The sequence below is a fragment of the Rhodococcus sp. 5A-K4 genome, assembly GCF_046097995.1.
Lineage (GTDB): Bacteria > Actinomycetota > Actinomycetes > Mycobacteriales > Mycobacteriaceae > Rhodococcus_F > Rhodococcus_F erythropolis.
In genome coordinates this window covers 1-22,170 of the sequence record NZ_JBJURM010000003.1, presented here as the reverse complement: position 1 = coordinate 22,170, position 22,170 = coordinate 1, and the positions used below count along the sequence as shown (strand labels likewise).

The following is a 22,170-nucleotide window of genomic DNA, read 5'->3' as shown; positions in this document are numbered from 1 at the left end:
CCACCCAACGCGTCCCTCACAAACGCGCTGGATGGCTCCGGCCGGACTAGGAAACTTGCTCGGCGAGAGTGGCCTTGGCCCAGCGATAGTCGGCCTTTCCGCTGGGAGAACGCCTGATCGACGGAACATTCATGACGGTGCGCGGCACTTTGTACCGAGCGACCTGCGACGCGCAATGCTCACCGATCTCGGCAGCGTCCGGGACGTCGAAGCCTTCGCGGGTCGTGATGACCGCAGCGACGCGCTCACCGAACTTCGCATCCGGAATTCCCGCGACCAGAGCGTCGAGCACCGCCGGGTGACTCTTGAGTGCCTGCTCGACCTCTTCGGGGTACACCTTCTCCCCGCCGGTGTTGATGCACTGAGAACCACGCCCCAGCAGGACGATCGAGCCGTCGGCTTCCACGCGCCCGACGTCGCCGAGCACCGACATCCGCACCCCGTCGATCACCGGGAACGTAGCCGCGGTCTTGACCGGATCGTTGAAGTAACCGACCGGCACGTGACCACTGCGAGCGATGTAACCGGTCTCGGGCGATCCCGGCTCCAGCGGCCGCATCCTTTCGTCCACGACGCGGGTCTCGTCGCGAGCGGCGATGCGCATCAGGCCGTCTTCGCCGATCTCGAGATTGCCGTCGACGCCCGACTCCGAGGAGCCGAATCCGTCGCGGATCACCAGGTTCGGAAGTATCGACTTGAACTGCTCCCGCAGTGAGAGCGAGAACAAGGCCCCGCCGGACGAGACCATGCCGACCGTACTGAGGTCGTAATCTGCTGCGTTTGCTGCCAATTCGTCTGCGAGCGGACGGGCCATCGCGTCTCCGACGACGGTGATGGAGACGGCCTTCTCACTCCCGGCGAGCTGCAGGGTCGTCTTCGCGTCGAACCGCGCCATGAGAATTGCGTTGGCGCCCATGAAGAATCCGGTGAACAGCGAGTACGACGCCGCACCGTGCATCAGGGGTGCGGTACTGAGCATGTTCATCGCGGGAACGTTCGGCACCGCGGCGAACAGAGCCTGTGCGGTCGTGTGCGGCGGACCGAACGGATTTCCGCCGGTGAGCGCCGCGAAGTAGAAGTCTTCATGACGCCACATGACACCCTTGGGCATCCCCGTCGTGCCGCCGGTGTAAATGACAAAGAGGTCGTCGTTGCTGCGGGGCGCGAAGTCACGAGTGGCGGGCTGCTCCGCGGCAGCGTCGGCAAATCGAACGACCTCGACGCCTTCGATATCGCGGACGGCCGACTCGCCGACGACAACGACGTGTTTGATGCCGGGCGCGGCCGGGAGAACCGTCTCCACTACGGAAACGAACTCCTCGTCCACGATCAGTGCCACCGACTGCGAATCGTTGTACAGATAGGTCAGTTCGGCGTCGACGTAGCGATAGTTGACATTGATCGGGACCGCACGAATCTTGAGGCAGCCGAGCAAACTCTCGACGAACTCGACGCTGTTGCGCATGTGCAGAGCGACGTGATCGCCCGGCCCGACACCGACACTCGCCAAGTGGCGGGCAATGCGGTTCGATCCCTCGTCCAGTTCGACGTAGGTGCGACGACGGCCATCGCACACGAGCGCCGTGCGGTCCGGAATCAGATCCGAAATGCCCTCGTACAGATCTGCCAAATTCAGTGACACTGCTGGTGCCTTCCTTGATGTCCGGCCCGGTGAATTCGGGGCCGACCGTACTGCGTTTTCGGTGAGAACTATCCGACCCTGGAGCCGACGAATGCGGCCGAGAACTGAGCGGATCGGTGGTGACGCAAACGCGTACGCGGTGGGATCGCCGCGTCGACCCAAGGTGGCATGCAGCGCTCGTGACCCAGATCACCGCTCCCGCTGAGTGAGACTGCTCCTCAGTTGGTCAAACTTCTGCTCAAAACTAGAACTAATTCTGATTTCTCTCGAATGATTTTCTCGGAAAGACTGCCGAACGCTCGACTTCAAATTAGAATGAATACTAATTTTGCTGTACCTACCCGCCAGACCGGATCGAAGGAGCACGACATGACGCAATCACTGAGCTTGGAAGGCAAAGTTGCCGCCGTCACCGGCGCCGGCGCCGGCCTGGGTCGCGCCGAAGCACTCGGACTCGCGGCTGCCGGTGCAGCCGTCATCGTCAACGACATGGGTGCAGCGGCCAACGACGTGGTCGACGAGATCAAGGCCGCAGGTGGACAGGCGCTCGCCATCACCGGCGACGTCTCCGACTGGTCACTCGGCGGGCGCATCATCGAAGAGGCTGTCAAGAACTTCGGATCCTTCGACATCCTCGTCAACAATGCAGGCATCCTGCGCGACAAGATGATCTTCAACCTGACCGAATCCGATTGGGACGACGTCATCCGCGTGCACCTCAAGGGCCACGCCGCCACCTCGCACGCAGCCGCAGTCCACTGGCGCGCAGCCAGCAAGGCAGCCGACGCACCGGTCTACGGCCGCATCATCAACACCTCTTCCGAGGCCTTCCTCTTCGGCAGCGCCGGACAGCCCAACTACTCGGCAGCCAAGGCCGGCATCACCGCTCTGACGCTCTCGAGCGCAGCAGGTCTCTCCCGCTACGGCGTCCGCACGAACGCGATCTGCCCCCGTGCCCGCACCGCCATGACGGCAGAAGCCTTCGGCGAGAACAACACCGGCGTCGTCGGCCTCGATCCGCTTGCACCCGAGCGCGTCGCAACCCTGGTCAGCTACCTCGCATCCCCCGATTCCGACGAGATCAACGGACAGGTCTTCGTCGTCTACGGCAAGATGGTGGCGTTGATGGAAGCACCCAAGGTCGAGAACCGTTTCGACGCAGCCGGATCCGCGTTCACCGTCGAAGAACTCGGTGGCCAGCTCTCGTCTTACTTCTCCGGCCGTGGGCCGTACGAGACCTACGCTGCCTACAGCATCGCCGGCCTCGAAAAGATCGCACTTGCAGTCGACGAGACCGCAACAGTTTAAGCAGCACTTACGAAGAGGAGCGTTTTCATGAGGTTGAACGGCAAGGTAGCGATCGTCACCGGCGGCGCCGGTGGAATCGGTCGTGCCATCACCCGAGTCTTCGCCCGTGAAGGCGCGAAGGTCCTGTTCGTCGACATCAACGACGAGCAGGGCCAGGCCCTCGAACAAGAACTGGCCGGCTCCGGCAAGTTCCTGAACGTCGACCTTGCTGCCGCCGGTTCGGCCGAGCAGATCCGTGACGCCGCGCTCGAAGCTTTCGGCAAGCTCGACATCCTGGTGAACAACGCTCACGCGTCCCGTCAGGCTCCGTTGCTCGAAACCACGCAGGACATGTTCGACCTGTCCTTCAACACCGGTTTCTACCCCGTTGTCCACCTCATGCAGGCGTGCCACGACGAACTCGCGAAGACCAAGGGTTCGGTCGTCAACTTCGCATCGGGTTCAGGTTTGGACGGAATGCCCACCCAGACGTCCTACGCTGCGGCCAAGGAAGCTGTGCGAGGCCTGACGCGCGTCGTCGCCAACGAGTGGGCGCCGGAAGGCATTCGGGTCAACGTGGTCTGCCCGTTCGCCGCCACCGAAGGCGTCGTCAAGTGGCAGGAAGCCTTCCCCGAGCGCGCAGCCGCATCGGTTGCCAAGGTACCTCTCGGACGCATCGGTGATCCCGAAACCGACATCGCTCCCGTCGTGGTATTCCTGGCGAGCGAGGATTCCAAGTACATGACCGGACAGACGTTGATGGCCGACGGCGGCAGCATCAAATTGCGCTGAGCGAAATACTTCTCGGTGGGCTCAGCTCACCGAGAATAGTTTCGCAGCGTTGTCGTGCACGACGGCTCGCAACCATTCGTCTCCGAGATCGAAGCGCGTAACCGCTTGCAATGCCGTGAGATACGGGTACGGAATGTTCGGGAAGTCGCTACCGAACAGAATCCGGTCCTGCATGTCGACGAGCCGTGAAACGTCTGCCTTCGGGAAGGCGCACTGCTCTTCCGTGAAATCGGTGAACGCCATGGTCGTATCCAGGCGGACGTTGCCGTAAGCCTCTGCCAGATCGAGGAATTCGCTGTACTCGGGCATCCCCATGTGGGCGACGATCAACGACAGGCGCGGGTACCGTGCGAGCAGCGAAGCAATGCGATCGGGTCCCGTGTACTCCCCCGGCGCCGGTCCCGATCCACAGTGAATCACGATGGGCGTCTCGGAGTCCTCGAGCTGACCCCAGACCTTGTCGAGCAGAGGGTCGTTCGGGTCGTAGTTTCCGACCTGGATGTGGGACTTGAAGATTCGCGCGCCCGACTCCAGAGCCTTTCCGACGTACGACGCCGCCGACTCCTCGGGATAGAACGTGGCCGTGTGCAGGCAATCAGGTGTTTGCGCGGCAAATTCGACGGCCCACTGATTGAGCCACTCGGCCATCGCGTGCTTGTGCGGGTAGATCATCGACGTGAAAGCCCGGACACCGAACTCGCGGAGACGGTGTACCCGCTCCTCCTCGGCAAGTCGGTACGCGATCGGCCATGGTCGACCGATCATCGGTCCCGCCGAATCGAAGTAGCCCCACACCTTGTCCATGACGCTCTTCGGCATGAAATGGGTATGGACGTCGATCACGCCAGGAACACCCAACTCGCGCCAGAAAGCCCGAACCTCGGCGATCTCCTCCGGTCCGGTCGATGGGACCTCTTCGGTACACACGTCTGACACCCCTTTCGTTCGCTCGACCATACCGAGTGCCGTCGCGCTCACCGGGACAGGTCGTTGACGGCCCGCGCTGAGCACCCGAATGTGAACCCATCTTGCCGATCACCGTTGGAGGTTGAATGTCTCAGGCCGAGTCCGAAGTGGGATCGATCAGTGCCGTCGAGGAACTGCTCGCAATCGAGGAAATCAAACGTGTCTTCGCCGCGCGCCTACGCTGCATGGACACCAAGCAGTGGCACGTCTACCCAACCCTGCACACCGCAGACGTCGTCAGCGAGACGTGGGGCGGACTCCCGACAGACAAGCAACCCAAGACCGGTGACACCTCGAACCAGGTAGTGGGCATCGACAAACTCACCGCGGCAATTCGGAACATGCTCGACGGCGACATCCCCCTCACCACGGCGCACCACGCACACACTCCCGAAATCGTGCTGACCTCACCCACCACCGCAACCGGTATCTGGGCGATGGAAGACATGCTGTGGTGGAACGACGGCGAGAAAGAACTACACCTGCACGGCTACGGCCACTACCACGAGGAATACCGCAAAGAAGACGGCAAGTGGCTGATCAGCTACCGAACCCTCACCCGGCTCCGTGTCGACCAGGACCCCGGATTCTTCCGATTCATGAAAGCGCTGTGACGAAGTGACCAACCCGCTGTTTCAACCGCTCCGCATCCGTTCGCTCGAATTGTCCAACCGCATAGTCATGTCGCCGATGACGCGCACGTACTCCATCGAGGGCGTGCCTGGCCGCGACGTCGCCGACTATTACCGCCGACGCGCCGAGGGCGGTACCGGACTGATCGTCACCGAAGGCGTCGCGATCGATCACGAGACTGCTGTCGACCACGCCAACGTCCCCAACCTCCACACTCCCGCTGCTCAGGCCGGATGGCGGAAGGTAGTCGACGACGTGCACGCTGCGGGCGGCAAGATCGTGCCTCAGCTCTGGCACGTCGGGCCTCTGTGGGGCGCGATGACGCAGATGGACCCTTCGCTCAAGCCGATGCGTCCCTCGGGCGAGTGGGGTCCGCTCGGCGTCACCTCGTACTCCGCGGCCTACGTCGAACGCGCGCAGGCGAGCACCGAAGCGATGACCGAGCAGGACATCCAGGACGTCATCGACGCGTATGTCCGTAGCGCGAAGCACGCCGTCGAACTCGGCTTCGACGGTATCGCGATCCACGGCGGTCACGGCTACCTCCTCGATTCCTTCTTCTGGGAGGGCACCAACCAGCGCGACGACGCGTGGGGCGGCGACCTGGAGCGTCGAACCAAGTTCCCGGCCGCCGTCGTCGCTGCGATCCGCGCGGCCATCGGACCGGATCTGCCGATCATCTACCGTTTCTCGCAGCACAAGCAGCAGGATTTCACCGCGAAGATCGCGGAGACCCCCGAGGAGTTGGGCGTCATCCTGGGCGCGCTGGTCGACGCCGGAGTCGACGTTCTCGATGCCAGCATCAGGCGCTTCGACGTCCCCGCCTTCGAAGGCAGCGATCTCTCGCTGGCCGGCTGGGCGAAAAAATTGACCGGCGCCGTCACGATGGCCGTCGGCAGCGTCGGTATCGGAAAGTCGCTGCGGGACAGCCGCATCGAAGGCGTCGCACCTGTCGTCGACAACATCCCACAGCTCGAGGAACGCATCGGCAGCGGTGAGTTCGATCTGATCGCGATCGGCCGTCTCCACCTCGCCGATCCGGCATTGGCGACAACCCTGCGCGACGGTAGTCCGCTGCCGGCCTTCGATCGAGCGGTGCATGAGGGCAGCTTGATCTAGGGGCTCCGCCCCTGTGCGCCTTTCCGGTAGTTCGCACTACCGAAAAGGCGCACAGGGCCGAAGGCCTTTATGTTCGACCCATGACTACTTTCAACGCCTGGGTCGCCCGCGAAAGCGACGGCACCATCGACTTCGCCCCCGAAACCGTCGACGAATCCTTCCTCCCGGCAGGTGAGGTCACCATTCGCGTCGAGTATTCGAGCGTCAACTACAAGGACGCTCTCGCGGTCACCCCGAAAGGCGGGGTGGTTCGCGAGTACCCGATCGTCCCCGGCATCGACGTCGCCGGCGAGGTCATTGCCTCCGAGTCCGACGCATTCGCCCCGGGCGACAAGGTCGTCGCACATGGCTACGAGATCGGGACCGCCCGCAACGGCGGCTACGCCGAGATCGCCCGTTTGCCTGCCGAGTGGGTCGTGAAGCTCGACGGCATTTCCACCGCCGACGCTGCTGCGATCGGCACGGCAGGATTCACCGCAGCCATGAGCGTCCAAGCCATTCTGGCCAGCGGAGTGAAGCCCGCCGACGGTCCCGTGCTGGTGACGGGCGCGAGCGGCGGAGTCGGCACCGTCAGCGTCGACCTTCTGGCAAGCGCAGGCTTCGACGTGGTCGCCTCCAGCGGTAAGCCAGGCGCGGCAGACCTTCTGACGTCACTCGGTGCGTCTTCGGTGATCGGCCGGCTCCCCGAAGATCCCGACGCCAAGCCTCGCCCGCTCGGAAAATCTCAGTGGGCGGCGGCCGTCGACTGCGTCGGTGGAAAGACCCTCGCTCACGTTCTGAGCACGATCAACTACGGCGGTGTTGTGGCCGCCAGCGGTTTGACCGGCGGCGCCGCGCTGCCTACGACCGTGCTGCCGTTCATTCTCCGCGGAGTCTCACTGCTGGGCATGGACTCGGTATTGATGCCGATCGAACCCCGTCGCGCGCTGTGGGCCCGTCTGGGCTCCGACTTGGCCCCACGTCATCTGAAGGAGATCACGAACCTCGTTGCCGTCCGCGACGTCGTCTCGGTGATCGATCAGGTACGCGAAGGCAAGTACACCGGCCGGGCGCTGGTTCAGGTTGCCGACGGTTTCTGAACCGCTCAGAAAAGTGTGAACAGATCTGCCGGTTCTTCGGCCGTCGTGGACTTCTCCTTGTAAGGGGAGTTCACGGCGGTCGGTTCCTTCTTCACCGGGGCAGCAAGCGGGACCGATGCGATGTCCCCCGAGACGATGGCGCGTGCGGCTTCGCCGGCCAGCTTGTCTGCCATTTCGTTGTAGTGGTTGCCGACGTGCCCGCGCACCCAACGAAAGCGCACCGGACCGACTCGATCGGTGATGGCTCGGTCGATGCTCTGCACCAGTTCCAGGTTCTTGACCGCCCCGCCGCTCGCGGTCTTCCAGCCCTTGCGCTTCCAACTCGGCAGCCATTCCGACGCGCACTTGATGGCGTACTGCGAGTCGGATTCGATGAGCAGAGGATCAGCACCGGGATGGGCGACGACGGCCTCGAAGAGCGCACGCAACTCGGCAATCTGATTGGTGCCGGACGCTTCTCCGCCGGACATGCTCGGACCCTCGTGATTGACCCACGCCCAGCCGATAGCCCCGCCGGGGTTTCGCAGACAGGATCCGTCGGTGCTCACGATGATCATGGCTCGGACAATACGTTGCGCCACCGACACACGCCTTAACGGAGGATGGACGGTGGCGATACGCTGACCTCGATGACGCCGCTATCTCCGGTCGACGAAGTCACGGTGACTTCTCAGCGACCACTCGATGCCGCGCTGACGCTCAGCCCGCATCAGCGCGGACCCGGCGACCCCGCACATCGACGGTCAGCCGACGGAGCGATCTGGCGAGTTTCCCGCCAACTTTCGGGTCCTGTGACCTACCGCATCACGCAGTCGGATCGCCATACGGTCCGGGTACAGGCCTGGGGTCCCGGCGCCACGGAATTTCTGACCGGCGCCGAAGCTCTGCTCGGTCTCGACGACGAGGCCGAAGATTTTGCGCCCGAGCATCCCAAGCTCGCCGAAGCTCATCGACGCTTCCCTCATCTGCGCATCGGCCGCACCGGACGCGTCATGGAAGCCCTCGTTCCCGCGATCCTCGAGCAACGCGTCCACGGCATCGACGCGTTTGCCGCATGGCGCCGGCTGCTGACCAAATTCGGAGAGCGCCCACCCGGCCCCGCGCCCGACGGAATGCGAGTTCCACTCACCGCGGACCAATGGCGACGAATGCCGTCGTGGGAGTTTCATCGCGCAAATGTCGATCCCGCGAGATCCAAGACGATCGTTCAGTGCGCTCGGGTCGCCGACCGCCTCGAGCAGGCGTCATCGTTCCCCAGGGCCGAAGCGACCAAACGATTGCGAGCGGTGCCCGGCGTCGGGATCTGGACTGCCGCGGAAGTGGCTCAGCGCGCGTTCGGCGATTCCGACGCACTCTCGGTCGGCGACTACCACCTCGCTGCGGTCGTCGGCTGGTCGCTCCTGGGCGAACCGATCGACGACGCCCAGATGGTGCAGTACCTCGCTCCCCTCCAACCGCATCGATACCGCGCGGTGCGGCTTCTGCAGGTCAGCGGTCAAGCCGTCAAACCCAAGTTCGGTCCGCGAACTGCCGTTGCCGACCACCGCTGGCACTGAGCACCAGGAGATAAAGAATGTCGACCCGATACGCACACATCGCCTTCTCCCCCGCTGCGGTGGAGCGTCAGCGGTCGACCGGGAGTTTCACCGTCTACGGTTCAAAGCTCGATCAGCCCGACGAAGGTCCGATGGAATTCGATTTCCGCGCTCAGGGATTCGTGAAATCCGTGGATTCCTTCTTCATGTCCACTGTGACGCCCGACGGTTGGCCGTACGTCCAACATCGCGGCGGCCCGCGCGGATTCCTGCATGTGTTGGGCCCGAATCGAATCGGATTCGCCGATCTCCCCGGCAATCAGCAGTTCGTGACGCTCGGCAATCTGGAAGAGAACAATCGCATCTCGCTGTTCGTCATCGATTACCCGACGCGAACGAGATTGAAGATCTACGGGCGTGCACACGTGATCGAAGCGGACGAGGACCCTGAACTGCTGCAACAACTCTTGCAGGTCCCCGGCGGCACCATGACAGCAAAAGCGCAGCGCTCCATCGTCGTCGAGGTCGAAGCGTTCGACTGGAACTGCAGTCGAAATATCACACCTCGCTTCGACAAGGAGCGCATGGACGAATCCCTCGCTCTGGCACGCCAACCCCTGCAAGCCGAGGTCGATCGGCTTACTGCCGAGGTCGAAGAATTGCGCGCGCGGTTGTCGAAAAACGAATGAGACTGGGCGGTTTCAGGGCCCCCTGAGTCGGGTAGCCACCAAACACGGCCCGTCGCGCGGAGACGACGGGTCCCGTTGTGCCCGAGGAGGTCCGCACGATCGATCCAGACGGTGGAGTTCTGGTTAACGAACTGCACCGCCACCATTCACGACTGGTTCCACACAGACAGATTGGCCGTCCCCATGAAACTGTCCCGAACTCTCACCATGTCCGTACTCGTCGTCGCCGCTGTCGGCGCCGGAGCCGGCACCGCGGTCGCAGCGCCCCCGAATGCGGGCTTCGATCCGTCCCAACCCCTACTGACACCGACCGCCGAGTCGAACAGCCAGGCGGCGTTGATGCTCTTCCCCGGTAACGATCCGAAGCAAGCCGCGTTCGACACGATGGCCAACGAGGTCAATATCGGCTGGAACAACGGCGGCGTGCAGTCGACGCTCATCGGAGCCAACCTCGGCGTCGGAATCGGCTGCCTGTCGATCTTCCCGAACTTCATCGCCGGCTGCATCGTCGGTGGAGTCATCGGCACGGTTGCCGGAGTCGGCGCGGGAATCACCAACGGAAACCCGAACGCTGCGCCGGCCGTCGAGAAGTTCTTCGCGACTCCTTGAGAGACGCTCAGCTGTGCGTGTGCCCTGGGGTGGGTGTCTCGTCGTGAAAATGTGTGGCGCCGATCGAATGCAACAGCTGGTGAACGGTGTCGTCTGCCAGTTGGTATCGCATCGATCGGCCGTCGCGCGTCGCGCTCACCCACCCCTGGCTACGCAGTAGCCGCAGCGCATGTGAGACGGCTGTGCCGCTCATCCCCAGCGCCACGGACAGATCCGTGACGCAGATACCCGGTGCGTGGTGAAGGCAGAGCAACAGACGCAGACGGTTGGCGTCGGAGAGAAGCTCGAAGCGACCGGACCAACTGGTGACATCGAGACCCTCGAGTGCAGCCCTGGCGCGACGAACATCCTCGACGCTCAGCGCGCCACTGGTGTCTGCTGCGCCTGCATTCGTCAACCGACTGCCTCCGTAGAACTTCCGATCCCCCGCCGCAAGTGTACCCAGAAGCGAACCTCGTCAGGCAGACTCCACCACGGCTGCCATGCCCTGGCCACCGCCGATACACATGGTCAACAGCGCTTTTCCGCCGCCGCGACGGCCGAGTTCGTGAAGCGCGGTTGTTGCCATACGCGCACCCGTCGCTCCCACGGGGTGCCCGAGCGAGATGCCGGAACCGTTGACGTTCAGTCGATCGAGGTCCTCGAAGCCCCATTCCTTCACTACGCCGAGAACCTGGCACGCAAACGCCTCGTTCAGCTCGACCAGATCGAAGTCGGCAAAGCCTGCCCCTGTGCGAGCAAACAGTTTCGAGACGGCGGCAACCGGTCCGAGGCCCATCAGCGCCGGTTCACAACCGGCCGCGGCCCAACTGTCGAGGAACCCGATGGGTTCCAGCCCCAGCTCGTCCAGGCGATCCTCGGCGACCACCAACATCGCTGCCGCAGCGTCATTCTGTTGGCTGGCGTTACCGGCGGTCACGACGCCTCCCTCGGACACCGCACGCAGCCGTGCCAGGGTTTCGAGTGAGGTATCCGGACGGATCCCCTCGTCAGCACGAAACTGTGTGACGTTCCCTTTTCGATCCGTCAGTTCGACGGCGACGATTTCGGCATCGAATCGGCCGGATTCTCTTGCCAGAGTAGCTTTTCGGTGACTCTCGACGGCGAAGGCGTCCGACTCTTCCCGCGTGATCCCGCAGCGTGTCGCGACGTTCTCGGCCGTTTCGATCATTCCGCTGATCCGGCCGAAACGCCACTCGGGTTGCGAGCGCTCTCGACCACGATCGAGGCGGTCGAACAGTTGCAGCCCACCGGATTTGGTGCCCCACCGCGCTCCGGTGGTGTAGTGCTCGATCCCGCTCATCGATTCGACGCCGCCCGCGAGAACCACGTCGGCAGCACCCGTCTGGACCATCATGGCCGCGGTAACGATGGCCTGCAGACCCGTTCCGCATCGGCGATCCGTCTGGAAGCCGGCTACCGAAATCGGCAACCCGGCCTCGAGCGCCGCCCACCTTCCGATGCACGGTGCCTCCGAATTGGCATACGACTGCCCCATCGCGACGTCGTCGATGCGGGACGGATCGATTCCGCTACGACGCACGGTCTCCTTGACGACAGTGGCAGCCAAACTTTCCGCAGGCACGTCACGAAGTGCCCCTCCGAAACGGCCCACCGCGGTTCTGACCGGCGCGACCAATGCTGCTCGTTTCACAACTGACCTCGAATCTCGTTCTGGAAGAATGGAAAAGGATTCAGGAGACCAACAGGCGCACGGTATCCGCCACCAACGCAGGTTTACCTGCTCCTTCGATTTCGATCGTGTACCGCACGACAATCGTCGCGCCCTTCGCGGTGCGCTCGAAGGAAAGAATCTCCGCACCTGCCCGCACCGAAGAACCGACCTTGACCGGTTCGGGGAATCGCACCTTGTTACTGCCGTAGTTCACGGTCATGGAGATTCCGTCGACACGCATCACCTGAGCGCCGAGCACCGGCAACAACGAAAGAGTCAGATAGCCGTGGGCGATGGTGCCGCCGTACGGACCCTGCGCTGCGCGCTCGGGATCCAAGTGAATCCACTGGTGATCCTCGGTGGCGTCGGCGAACTTGTCGATCCGATCCTGTGTGACCGGGAACCACGCGCTGTAGCCCAAGTGCTCACCGACAGCCGTCTCAACTTCGTCGATTCCGTTGAAAATTCGCATAGTTCTCTCCTGAAAGGTGTTGAACAGCAAAGAAAAGTGCAGCGCTAATGTGCGCCGCGGCGCAGCGTGACCCGATACGTGTACTGCTCCGGCAAGAAATAGCTCACCGACAACTCGTTGGCAACGCCCTGCGCGTTGGAGTACAAACGGTCCACCCGCAACATGGCGTGGCCGATCTCGCAATCGACGTCCCTGGCAACGTCTGCCGTTGCCGGGGACACCGTGATCGATTGTGCTGCTTCGACAATCGGACTGTCGATCAGCGGTTCCAGCAGGCCGATCACCGTATTGGCGCTCACCGCACCGGCCGCCATGGCGGGCAGGTCGATGATCTGCCGCGCGATCGCCTCCGGCAGATGCGCCGTCGTCTGCACGAACGGAACTCCCTCGTGTATCCGTCGGAAGACCACGGTGTACACGACGTCGGTGTCGAGCCGAAGCCGACTGGCCGCCTCGATGTCCACGCGCCGTTGCAGCGGTGACACCACTTCCATCGTCGTGTCCCGCGAAAGGTTCATGAGATCTTCGATGGATCCGAGATGACGGAGATAGCGGCCGCTGTTCTCGGTCACGAAAGTCCCGCGCCCGGGTACTCGGTACACGATGCCCTCGGCAACAAGATCGTGAAAGGCTCGCCGGACCGTCTGCCGACTCACGCCGTGATGCTGCGCCAGTTCGGATTCGGTGGGCAGTTGAATGCCGTCGCGGTAGGTACCGGCAGAGATCTGCTGACGAAGCTCACGAGAGAGGCGTTGGTACGCCGGCTCCGTCTCTCTTTCCTTACCGCTCATAGCGACATGATCCTACTTGCTCACCGGTCCGTCACAGACCGCCGCGGGCAACCAGCTGCGAAACGATCACGTTGCGCTGAATTTCGTTGGTTCCCTCCCCGACGATCATCAGTGGCGCATCACGGAAATACCGCTCGACGTCGTACTCCGTCGAGTAGCCGTAACCGCCGTGGATGCGGACGGCGGACAACGCGATTTCCATCGCCACTTCGGAGGCGTACAGCTTGGCCATGCCTGCCTCCATGTCGCACCGCTCGCCGCTGTCGTACATCTGCGCCGCGTGCCACGTCAGCTGCCGCGCGGCCGTCAGCTTCGTTGCCATGTCGGCGAGGTAGTTACCGATCGACTGGTGCTTCCAGATCGGCTGGCCGAAGCTCTCGCGCTGCTGCGCGTACGCAAGTGAATCTTCGAGTGCGGCCGTGGCGACGCCCAGTGCACGGCAAGCCACCTGGATACGGCCGGTCTCGAGCCCCTTCATCATCTGCCCGAAACCCTTTCCGGGAGTACCGCCCAGAATGGCCGACTCGGCGATGCGGTAATTGTCGAAGGACAGTTCACAGCTCTCGACGCCCTTGTATCCGAGCTTCGGGAGGTCGCGGGACACGGTCAGCCCTTCGCCGTGCTCGACGAGAACGATCGAGATGCCCGCATGACGAGGGCTTGCGCTGGGATCGGTCTTGCACAGCAAGGCGATCACGCCGGATCGGCGGGCATTGGTGATCCATGTCTTGGCGCCGTTGACGACCAGATCAGTGCCGTCACTCTTGGCGTTGGTTGTCATGGCCTGCAGATCGGAACCACCGCCGGGCTCGGTGAGGGCCATCGTTGCCCGAATCTCGCCGGTTGCCATTCGCGGCAGGTACTTCACCTTCTGCTCTTCGGTACCGAAAAGCGAGATGAGCTTGGCGACCACTGTGTGTCCGCCCATCGCTCCTGCCAGGGACATCCATCCGCGCGACAGTTCCTGCGTCACCTGCGCATAACAGGGCATGGACACCGGCGATCCGCCGTACTCCTCGGGAATCGCGAGGCCGTAGATCCCGATCTGCTTCATCTGATCGATCCACTTCTCGGGATACTCGTTCGCGTGCTCCACCTCCTGGACGGTGGGCTTGACCTCTCGGTCGACGAACCGGCGCACGGTTTCGATCAGGAATGTCTCTTCGTCGTTGAGCTTGAGCATGAATCCGCCTCGACTTGAAATAAGTTTGTACGGCCATATTTCGATATTGTTCGCGCAATGTCAATACCGCGCCTTGACATCGATACGCAGCAACTGCCAGCATCGAGGCAGTTCGCTGCACATCAACGCCGTTCACGGCAGCACATCTATTTCGCAACTGGCCGTACATTTGATCACCAGATCGAGGTAATCGACACACTATGGACGAGAACCACTACCGCGCGACCAGACGCCGTGCGTCCCTGGTCGCTCCGGGTTCAGACGAGCGCAAGGCCCGCAAGGCACTCTCTTCGAACGCAGACGAGGTGATTCTCGACCTCGAAGATGCCGTCACTTCGGCGAACAAGGACCTTGCGCGAACCCTCGTGAGTTCCTTGGTGCACGAGTTCGGTAGGGCGCGCACCATCTCGGTCCGAATCAACGGCCTCACCACGCCATGGGCCCGCGACGACCTGATCGCCTGCGGCACCCTCGGAGAATCGCTGACGAGCGTGATCGTCCCTAAGGTCGAGTCCGCCGACGAACTCCTCGAGGCCGAGCGCATCCTCTTCACTGCCGGTGGGCACCACACCACCCTGCAAGCCCTGATCGAAACTCCGCTCGGCGTCCAGAATGCCGACTCCATCGCCCGCGCGACTCCTCGTCTGCAAGCCGCGATCATCGGATACGCAGATCTCGGTGCAGCGCTGGGTCGCTCACGCTCGGCACTGCCGGAACACTGGCTTGCCGTCCAGGACAGAATCCTGATCGCCTGCCGCGCAGCCGGCGTCGCCGCCATCGACGGACCCTTTCTCGGCATCACCGACGACGACGCCTTCCGCCGCGCCGCGCACTGGACCAGCGCTCTCGGGTTCGACGGTAAATGGGTCATCCACCCGGCGCAGATCGACTCGGCCACTACCGCATTCACTCCTTCGGACGACGCCGTCAATGACGCCAGACGGGTGTTGACCGCACTCGACGAAGCCGAAACCCTGGGTTCCGGCGCCGCCCAGCTCGACGGCCAAATGCTCGACGAAGCAGTGGCCGTGGCAGCGCGTCGTACGCTTGCCCGAGCCGAAGGAGTCACCGTATGAGCGAGCACTACGTGGGAGGACCGTACTTCGACGAACTCACCCACGGTCAGATCTTCGACGAAGCACCAGCGGTGACGTTGACCAGTGGACTCGCCGCCTCCCATCAGGCGATCCTCGGTGACCGCATGCGCTTGCCTCTCGACGCACACCTGTCGTCGAGCGTCACAGGTTCCGCTGCACCAGTGGCGAATCCAGGACTGGTCACCGACGTCGCCATCGGCCAGTCAACCGTGGTCACACACCACGTCAAGGCAAACCTCTTCTACCGCGGACTGCGATTCCACCGTTTCCCGGTACTCGGTGACACCCTGTACACGCGCACCGAGGTTGTCGGTCTACGCGAGAACTCGGCCAAGCCGGGACGCGGCGCCACCGGACTTGCCGCGCTACGGATGACGTCCGCTGATCAGAATGGCAACACGGTCCTCGACTTCTACCGCTGCGCCATGCTCCCCCTGAGCCCCGACCCGATCGAGACGAGAACTCGCCACGCCGACGACCTCTCCGTGATCGGTCCGTCCGAACCTGCGCCGTACGTATCACCTGACGGCTGGGACCTCGACATATATCGCGAGCGGGTACCCGGCAGGCACTTCGAGTCGGATATGGTGGGCTCGGTATTCCGTAGCAGCGGCGACGTCGTCACCAGTGCACCCGAACTTGCCCGGCTGAGCTTGAACATCGCAGCGACGCACCACGACGATCGCGTCGGCACCCACGGTCGCCTCGTCTACGGCGGCCACACCATCGGAATTGCACTTGCCCAGGCAACTCGCGCTCTGCCCAACGTGGTGACGGTTCTCGGATGGCACTCGTGCGATCACACCGGGCCCGTTCACGAGGGCGATACCCTCACGAGCGAACTGCACGTCGAAAGTTCGTCGCCCCTCGAACACGGAACCGCAGTGCAACTGCGTTCACTCGTGTTCTCCCACAATGCTTCTGCAACACAGACTCCGGTTCTCGACTGGCGTTTCACCGTGTTGATGGCATGATCGCACACTCTTCTATCACGGAGGACCACAGATGACTCAGACTTCAGGCCCGCTGTCCGGGCTTCGCATCGTCGAGGTCTCGAGCTTTGTCGCCGCGCCCCTGTGCGGACTGACTCTCTCCCAGCTCGGCGCCGAGGTGATCCGGATCGACCCGATCGGAGGTGCCTCCGATTACAAGCGCTGGCCCGTCACTGACAAGGGTGAAAGCATCTACTGGACCGGACTCAACAAAGGCAAACGGTCACTGTCAGTGGACATGCGCGCCGAGCGCGGCCAAGAACTGATTCGCCAACTGGTCACGGCTCCGGGACCTGGCGGCGGAATCCTGGTCACCAATGCCGGCGGTCGCACCTGGATGAGCCACGACTCCCTGGCCCAGTTGCGTAGCGACGTCATCACCCTCGAGGTTCTCGGACGCCGCGACGGCAGCCCCGGGGTCGACTACACGGTCAATGCCGCGTTGGGATTTCCACAGATCACCGGCCCCGCCGACTACGCCGGAGTTGTCAACCACGCACTGCCCGCCTGGGACGTCGCCTGCGGGCTCTATGCCGCCCTGTCGATCACTGCCGCAGTGCGCCAACGTGACTCGACCGGACACGGCACGCAGATCACGCTGCCACTCGAAGACGTCGCATTGGCCACCGCAGGAACACTCGGCTACCTCACCGAAGTACAAGTGAACGGTCGCAGTCGCGAGTCCGGCGGAAACGCCGTCTACGGCACGTACGGAATCGATTTCGTCTCCCGCGACAACGAACGGTTCATGGTCGTTGCACTCACTACTCGCCATTTCCGTGACCTTGCGTCGGTCACCGGCACCACGGCGGCTGTCGACGCCGTCGAAGGTGCCCTCGGAGCCGACTTCTCCACCGAAGCGGATCGCTACCGTCATCGAGAGGTACTCACTGCTCTGTTCTCACATTGGTTCCGGGAACACAGCGGCGCCGAGATCGCTGCAGCGCTGGGCACATCGTCGGTTCTGTTCGAGAGGTACCGCAGTTTCGAGGAAGTGGTGAATTCCGGTGAACTGGAGAACAACCCGATGTTCTCCGCACTCGATCAGCCTCGAATCGGAAGTTATCTGGCTGCCGCGAACCCAGCCTCGTTCGACGGCGCCCACCTGAGCGCCGGACCGGCCTCCGAGGTCGGCGGCGATTCGATTGCGGTGCTCGCGGATGTCCTCGGAACCACTGCTGATCACGCTTCGGCACTGATCGCGGACGGCATCGTCGGCATTCCGGCGAACTGATCCACCTGGAACATGTTTTCGGCCTCGGAACAAATGTTCCGAGGCCGAAAACATGTCGAGAGTGCGTCAGAGACCAAGATCCTTCGCGATGATGGTCTTCATGACTTCACTTGTGCCACCGTAGATTCGTGTGACACGCGTGTCTGCGTAAAGACGCGCGATGGGATACTCGGTGATGTAGCCGTACCCGCCGTGCAATTGGAGGCACTTGTCGATCACTCGACCTGCTGCCTCGGTGCAGAACAGTTTCGCCTTCGCTGCGTCGGGAATCGTCAGAGTGCCGCGGTCATGACATTCGAGTGCGTTGTCGGACACCAGCTGGATGGCATCAACCTCGGTAGCACATTCGGCCAGAACGAATTTGGTGTTCTGGAATGCCGCGACGGGCTTACCGAACACCTTGCGGTCTTTGACGTAGTCGATGGCAAAGCGAAGCGCTGCACTGGCAGTGGCGGCCGCTCCGAAAGCGATGGTCAACCGCTCCTGAGCCAGGTTGTGGGTCAGATAGCTGAATCCGTCGCCCTCTTCTCCGAGCCGGTCCTCGACGGGCACCTGTACGTCGACAAACGAAAGCTCCGCAGTGTCGGAGGTCTTGAGACCGATCTTGTTGATCTTGCGCCCCACCGAGTATCCGGGCGACGACGTGTCGACCACCAGGATCGACAACCCGGTGCGTCGGTTCTCCGCTGTGCTCGGCGCGGTGCGGCACACTACCAGGACGCGATCGGCAAGTATCCCGCCGGTGATGAACGTCTTGGAACCATTGACCACGTAGTGCGTACCGTCCTCCGACAGCTTGGCCGTCGTCGCGATGTTCGCCAGATCCGACCCTGTTCCCGGTTCGGTCATCGCAATCGCGAACATCAGATCGCCGGAGGCGAAGCCCGGCAACCAGCGGCTCTTCTGCTCGTCGTTCGCGTACTCGAGCAGGTAGGGCAGGATCAGGTTCGTATGCACCGACTGCGAGCCGAAAGACGCCCCGGCGGCAGCAACCTCCTCGGCGACGACGACGTTGAACTTGAGCGACTTCTCGCCGCCTCCGCCGTATTCCTCCGGCACCTGAATTCCGAGTACGCCAAGCTCTCCGAGTCGTCGGTAGAAGTCACGGGGCGGGTGACCGTCCTCTTCCCACTTCTCGTGGACCGGGGTTACTTCCTTCGCGATGAAATCGCGGACGGTAGCCCGGAATGCCTCGTGATCCTCGTTGAACACGGTGCGCTGCATGTATGAACTCCAGTCGGTCAAGGGAACAGGGTGATCCTGATCTCACCTTGCCTCAACGTTCCGTATTCGATCCAACACTCATCGGCTATGCGTCCGATAGGGCGTACCAATATGGCCTGACCTGCGATACATAGGCAACCGCTATCGTTCCGATCATCGACGCGACATTGCTCAAAGTGATCCAGAACACGTTGAATGGGTCAGCCGGCAAACACAACACCACCGATCGCTTCGAGGCCGCGCTTCGAGCACGATCGCATCCGCCCACCAGTCTCGAAGGGACGCCACGTGACCCCCATCGCGCCACAGCGTAACGACGTCCAGCCCGAAGCAACAGCAACGCCAGATTCGTCAGCAGTCCCCGTCTTCGGTACCCGCAAGCGTGCGTGGACGATGACCGGGCTCGTCGTCTTCCTCTACATCGTCAACTACGCGGACAAAGCAGTCCTCGGAATCATCGCTCAGCCCCTCGCTCGCGAGCTCGGACTGAAGTCTTCGCAAATCGGCATGGTCGGCTCGCTGTTCTTCCTGATGTTCTGCATCGGCGGATTTCTCGCCGGACCGCTCAACAAGTACCTGACCCTACGTTGGGCTCTGTTGATCCTGGCCGCAATCTGGTCCGTGGTCATGCTCCCCCTCGTTCTCGGTGCCAGCCTCGCGATGTTGATCGTCTCGCGCATGCTCCTCGGATTTGCCGAAGGCCCCAGCTCGGCGCTGATGCACACCGCCGCGTACTCGTGGCACCCGCCGGCCAAGCGCGGCCTTCCCGGTGCAATGCTCGCCGGATCCGCCTCCGTCGCGAAGATCGCCCTCGCGCCCGTACTGACCTTCATCGCCGTTCACTACGGCTGGCGCGCAGCGGTTCTCTCGCTCTCTGTCCTCGGACTCGTGTGGATGGGTTGCTGGCTGGCCGGTTGGTCCGAAGGCCCGTACACGAGCAAGGCCGTCAAGGCGACCAAGACTGCAGATACAGAAGCAACCGAGGCGACCGGGACGGCAACGAAGGCAGTCACCGAGCCCAACGTTCCGTGGCGCAAGATCCTGCTCTCCCGCACCTTCGTCAGCTGCTGCTTCCTCATCGCCACCATCTACGCACTGACCACCGTCGTTCTCACCTGGTTGCCGTCGTACTTCGAGGTCGGCCTCGGATACAGTGCGATGCAAGCCGGTTCGATGTTCGCACTGCCCTCGATCGTCGGCCTCGTCCTCATGATCACCTCCGGTTCCGTCACGGACAAGTTGATCGGCCGCGGCTTCACCTCTCGCACGGTTCGCGTCATCGTTCCCTGCGTCGGCGTTCTGATCTGCGGATCGATTCTCCTGTTCCTGCCACAGATCTCCACTCCCATCGTCGCTGTCGCCATGGTCTCGATCGGCTACGGATTCTCGGCAATCACCTTCCCGCTCATCAACGCTGCGATCTCCGAACTGTGCCCGCCGCAGCAGACTGCAGGCACCATGGGATTCTTCCTCGCCATCATGTCGATCGGCGGCCTGATTGCTCCCTACGCAACGGGAGTCATCGTGGACAACGCAGCAACCCCGGCCGACGGTTACGCCCAGTCCTTCCAGGCAATCGGCATCATCGGAGTCGTCGCCGCGGTTCTGGTCCTCGTCTTCGCCAATCCCGAGCGCGATCGCAAGCTCATCCGCGGCTGAATGCTCCACGTATAGCCATTCGCTAACAAAGCCATTCACCGAAAGACATTGCCGGGTCGACCCGCTCGTGATCGACTCGAGGCACGCCCCGACCGCACAATCGCAACACCGGGCACGAACAGCAGGAGAGATACATGCGAGATGCCGTCATCGTCGACGCAGTACGTACACCGATCGGCCGTCGAGGACGCGCCCTCTCGGAGATCCATCCGGCCGAACTGTCCGCACATGTACTGCGTGCACTCGCTGAACGGACCGGACTCGACGCGGCCACGGTCGACGACGTGATCTGGGGATGCGTCAGTCAGGTCGGCGAACAGGCCGGAAGCATCGCCCGCACAGCGGCACTCGCCGCCGGCTGGCCCGACAGCGTTCCCGGCGTCACACTGACCCGGGCCTGCGGATCGAGCCAGCAGGCAGTTTCCTTTGCTGCCGCCACCGTCATCTCCGGTCAGAACGACGTGGTCGTAGCCGGAGGCGTCGAATCGATGTCGCGAGTTCCGATGGGAACCGCCAGCAAGAACGGTGAGCATTTCCCGCCTTCGGTACTCGAACGCTACGGTGTGGACAGTTTCAGCCAGGGGACCGGCGCCGAGATGATGGCCCGGAAATGGGCGCTCACACGAACGGCTCTGGACGAATATTCCCTCCGCTCACACGAACTCGCGGCCAGCGCCACCGATGCTGGAGCATTCACCGGGCAGATCACTCCGATCGCCGGGTTGTCCCAGGACGAAGGCATTCGGCGAGGCGGAAGTCTGGAGTCGCTCGCGAAGTTGCCCCCGGCCTTCGACGCCGACGGTGTCATCCACGCCGGCAACTCTTCTCAGATCTCCGACGGGGCGGGCGCCACACTCGTCACGACCAGCGAGTACGCCCGGGCACTCGGTTGGAAGCCGCTCGTTCGTATTCACACCGCAGTGGTCGCAGCCGACGACCCGGTCATCATGCTCACCGGTCCGATTGCCGCCACCGCAAAGGCACTGGACCGCTCCGGGTTGTCCATCGACGACATCGGCGCCTTCGAGATCAACGAGGCATTCGCCCCCGTCCCGCTTGCCTGGCAGGCTGAAACCGGCGCAGCCATCGATCGTGTGAATCCGCTCGGCGGCGCTATCGCGGTCGGCCACCCACTCGGCGGATCAGGTGCGATCTTGATGACTCGCCTGGCACATCACATGCGCGACAACGGAATTCGATACGGTCTCCAGTCGATGTGCGAGGCCGGCGGCATGGCCAATGCGACCATTCTCGAATTGATCTGACCCGACAACGCTTTCGGGCCGACACGTCATCCAGCAGGAAAGAAGAATTGATCCATGAAACTCGAGGGACTTTCCACCGCGATCACCGGCGGCGCTTCAGGTCTCGGCCTGGCAACCGCTCGACGGCTGCTCGACGCCGGAGCGCAGGTCACGTTGATCGATCTGCCTTCGCCCGACGGTAAGCAGGTGGCGGCCGATCTCGGAGCTGCCGCGCAATTCGCCCCGGC

Annotated in this window: 23 protein-coding genes; 14 read left to right on the top strand and 9 right to left on the bottom strand. The window is 62.9% G+C overall.

The features are described from left to right. Positions 1-46: 46 nt before the first annotated feature. Positions 47-1,642 carry an acyl-CoA synthetase gene (locus ACKAMS_RS04730; RefSeq protein ID WP_408988675.1) on the bottom strand — a complete coding sequence of 532 codons (1,596 nt, stop codon included), beginning with the start codon at positions 1,640-1,642 and terminating at the stop codon, positions 47-49. 369 nt (positions 1,643-2,011) lie between these two features. Here ACKAMS_RS04730 and ACKAMS_RS04725 point away from each other — a divergent pair, with 369 nt between their 5' ends. Both ACKAMS_RS04725 and ACKAMS_RS04720 read left to right on the top strand, forming a co-directional pair. Continuing rightward, on the top strand, positions 2,012-2,950 hold the full coding sequence (locus tag ACKAMS_RS04725; RefSeq protein ID WP_007729451.1) for a 3-oxoacyl-ACP reductase: 939 nt from the start codon (positions 2,012-2,014) through the stop codon (positions 2,948-2,950). A gap of 27 nt (positions 2,951-2,977) precedes the next feature. Beyond that, positions 2,978-3,721 carry an SDR family NAD(P)-dependent oxidoreductase gene (locus tag ACKAMS_RS04720; protein ID WP_019745385.1) on the top strand — a complete coding sequence of 248 codons (744 nt, stop codon included), beginning with the start codon at positions 2,978-2,980 and terminating at the stop codon, positions 3,719-3,721. Positions 3,722-3,742: 21 nt separating this feature from the next. Here the strand turns inward: ACKAMS_RS04720 and ACKAMS_RS04715 are convergent, their stop codons facing one another. After that, entirely contained in the window at positions 3,743-4,648 is a 906-nt protein-coding gene (locus ACKAMS_RS04715) for an amidohydrolase family protein (protein WP_003940342.1), read from the bottom strand. Positions 4,649-4,773: 125 nt separating this feature from the next. On the opposite strand from ACKAMS_RS04715, the gene ACKAMS_RS04710 reads away from it, so the two are divergent. The 3 genes from ACKAMS_RS04710 to ACKAMS_RS04700 all read left to right on the top strand — a co-directional run bounded on the left by ACKAMS_RS04710 (position 4,774) and on the right by ACKAMS_RS04700 (position 7,518). Next, positions 4,774-5,301: a nuclear transport factor 2 family protein gene (locus ACKAMS_RS04710; RefSeq protein WP_019745387.1), complete on the top strand. Its 528-nt coding sequence runs from the start codon at positions 4,774-4,776 to the stop codon at positions 5,299-5,301. Between the two features lie 4 nt (positions 5,302-5,305). Beyond that, the gene (locus tag ACKAMS_RS04705) at positions 5,306-6,439 is read left to right on the top strand and encodes a 12-oxophytodienoate reductase (RefSeq protein ID WP_019745388.1); all 1,134 of its coding nucleotides are present in this window, start codon (positions 5,306-5,308) and stop codon (positions 6,437-6,439) included. Positions 6,440-6,519: 80 nt separating this feature from the next. After that, a complete protein-coding gene (locus ACKAMS_RS04700) occupies positions 6,520-7,518 on the top strand; it encodes an MDR family oxidoreductase (RefSeq protein ID WP_019745389.1) in 999 nt (332 codons plus the stop codon). 5 nt (positions 7,519-7,523) lie between these two features. On the opposite strand, the gene ACKAMS_RS04695 is transcribed toward ACKAMS_RS04700, so the two are convergent. After that, the gene (locus ACKAMS_RS04695) at positions 7,524-8,075 is read right to left on the bottom strand and encodes a ribonuclease H (protein ID WP_007729467.1); all 552 of its coding nucleotides are present in this window, start codon (positions 8,073-8,075) and stop codon (positions 7,524-7,526) included. 45 nt (positions 8,076-8,120) lie between these two features. Here ACKAMS_RS04695 and ACKAMS_RS04690 point away from each other — a divergent pair, with 45 nt between their 5' ends. The 3 genes from ACKAMS_RS04690 (at position 8,121) to ACKAMS_RS04680 (ending at position 10,351) form a co-directional block, all read left to right on the top strand. Further along, positions 8,121-9,074, top strand: coding sequence for a DNA-3-methyladenine glycosylase (locus ACKAMS_RS04690; RefSeq protein ID WP_019745390.1), 954 nt, complete (start codon positions 8,121-8,123; stop codon positions 9,072-9,074). A 17-nt stretch (positions 9,075-9,091) separates the two neighbouring features. Beyond that, positions 9,092-9,742: a pyridoxamine 5'-phosphate oxidase family protein gene (locus ACKAMS_RS04685; RefSeq protein WP_019745391.1), complete on the top strand. Its 651-nt coding sequence runs from the start codon at positions 9,092-9,094 to the stop codon at positions 9,740-9,742. A gap of 111 nt (positions 9,743-9,853) precedes the next feature. Then, a complete protein-coding gene (locus tag ACKAMS_RS04680; RefSeq protein WP_019745392.1) occupies positions 9,854-10,351 on the top strand; it encodes a glycine zipper family protein in 498 nt (165 codons plus the stop codon). A gap of 7 nt (positions 10,352-10,358) precedes the next feature. On the opposite strand, the gene ACKAMS_RS04675 is transcribed toward ACKAMS_RS04680, so the two are convergent. Genes ACKAMS_RS04675 through ACKAMS_RS04655 form a run of 5 tightly spaced genes read right to left on the bottom strand, consistent with a single transcriptional unit; the run spans position 10,359 to position 14,472 of the window. Beyond that, positions 10,359-10,748 (bottom strand): metalloregulator ArsR/SmtB family transcription factor, encoded by a 390-nt coding sequence (locus ACKAMS_RS04675; RefSeq protein WP_019745393.1) that lies wholly within the window; start codon positions 10,746-10,748, stop codon positions 10,359-10,361. A gap of 60 nt (positions 10,749-10,808) precedes the next feature. Next, a complete protein-coding gene (locus tag ACKAMS_RS04670; RefSeq protein ID WP_069145568.1) occupies positions 10,809-12,005 on the bottom strand; it encodes an acetyl-CoA C-acetyltransferase in 1,197 nt (398 codons plus the stop codon). A 40-nt stretch (positions 12,006-12,045) separates the two neighbouring features. Continuing rightward, entirely contained in the window at positions 12,046-12,498 is a 453-nt protein-coding gene (locus ACKAMS_RS04665; protein WP_408988674.1) for a MaoC family dehydratase, read from the bottom strand. A gap of 44 nt (positions 12,499-12,542) precedes the next feature. Next, positions 12,543-13,289, bottom strand: coding sequence for a GntR family transcriptional regulator (locus ACKAMS_RS04660; RefSeq protein WP_003940169.1), 747 nt, complete (start codon positions 13,287-13,289; stop codon positions 12,543-12,545). A 31-nt stretch (positions 13,290-13,320) separates the two neighbouring features. Further along, complete coding sequence (locus ACKAMS_RS04655; protein WP_019745395.1) at positions 13,321-14,472, bottom strand: acyl-CoA dehydrogenase family protein; 1,152 nt, start codon at positions 14,470-14,472, stop codon at positions 13,321-13,323. 200 nt (positions 14,473-14,672) lie between these two features. Between ACKAMS_RS04655 and ACKAMS_RS04650 the strand changes: the two genes are divergently transcribed. Genes ACKAMS_RS04650 through ACKAMS_RS04640 form a run of 3 tightly spaced genes read left to right on the top strand, consistent with a single transcriptional unit; the run spans position 14,673 to position 17,795 of the window. Continuing rightward, positions 14,673-15,548 carry an HpcH/HpaI aldolase/citrate lyase family protein gene (locus tag ACKAMS_RS04650; RefSeq protein ID WP_408988673.1) on the top strand — a complete coding sequence of 292 codons (876 nt, stop codon included), beginning with the start codon at positions 14,673-14,675 and terminating at the stop codon, positions 15,546-15,548. After that, positions 15,545-16,543: a MaoC family dehydratase gene (locus ACKAMS_RS04645; protein WP_153211555.1), complete on the top strand. Its 999-nt coding sequence runs from the start codon at positions 15,545-15,547 to the stop codon at positions 16,541-16,543. The genes ACKAMS_RS04650 and ACKAMS_RS04645 overlap by 4 nt, the downstream gene beginning before the upstream one ends. Positions 16,544-16,574: 31 nt before the next feature. Next, a complete protein-coding gene (locus ACKAMS_RS04640; RefSeq protein ID WP_153211554.1) occupies positions 16,575-17,795 on the top strand; it encodes a CoA transferase in 1,221 nt (406 codons plus the stop codon). A 66-nt stretch (positions 17,796-17,861) separates the two neighbouring features. Here the strand turns inward: ACKAMS_RS04640 and ACKAMS_RS04635 are convergent, their stop codons facing one another. Next, positions 17,862-19,019: an acyl-CoA dehydrogenase family protein gene (locus ACKAMS_RS04635; RefSeq protein ID WP_408988672.1), complete on the bottom strand. Its 1,158-nt coding sequence runs from the start codon at positions 19,017-19,019 to the stop codon at positions 17,862-17,864. A 195-nt stretch (positions 19,020-19,214) separates the two neighbouring features. Between ACKAMS_RS04635 and ACKAMS_RS04630 the strand changes: the two genes are divergently transcribed. The 3 genes from ACKAMS_RS04630 to ACKAMS_RS04620 form a co-directional block, all read left to right on the top strand. Beyond that, a complete protein-coding gene (locus tag ACKAMS_RS04630; RefSeq protein ID WP_176450530.1) occupies positions 19,215-20,678 on the top strand; it encodes an MFS transporter in 1,464 nt (487 codons plus the stop codon). Between the two features lie 134 nt (positions 20,679-20,812). After that, positions 20,813-21,943 (top strand): thiolase family protein, encoded by a 1,131-nt coding sequence (locus tag ACKAMS_RS04625; protein ID WP_408988671.1) that lies wholly within the window; start codon positions 20,813-20,815, stop codon positions 21,941-21,943. A gap of 54 nt (positions 21,944-21,997) precedes the next feature. Next, the coding region (locus tag ACKAMS_RS04620; RefSeq protein WP_408988788.1) for an SDR family NAD(P)-dependent oxidoreductase at positions 21,998-22,170 on the top strand (173 nt) is incomplete at its 3' end.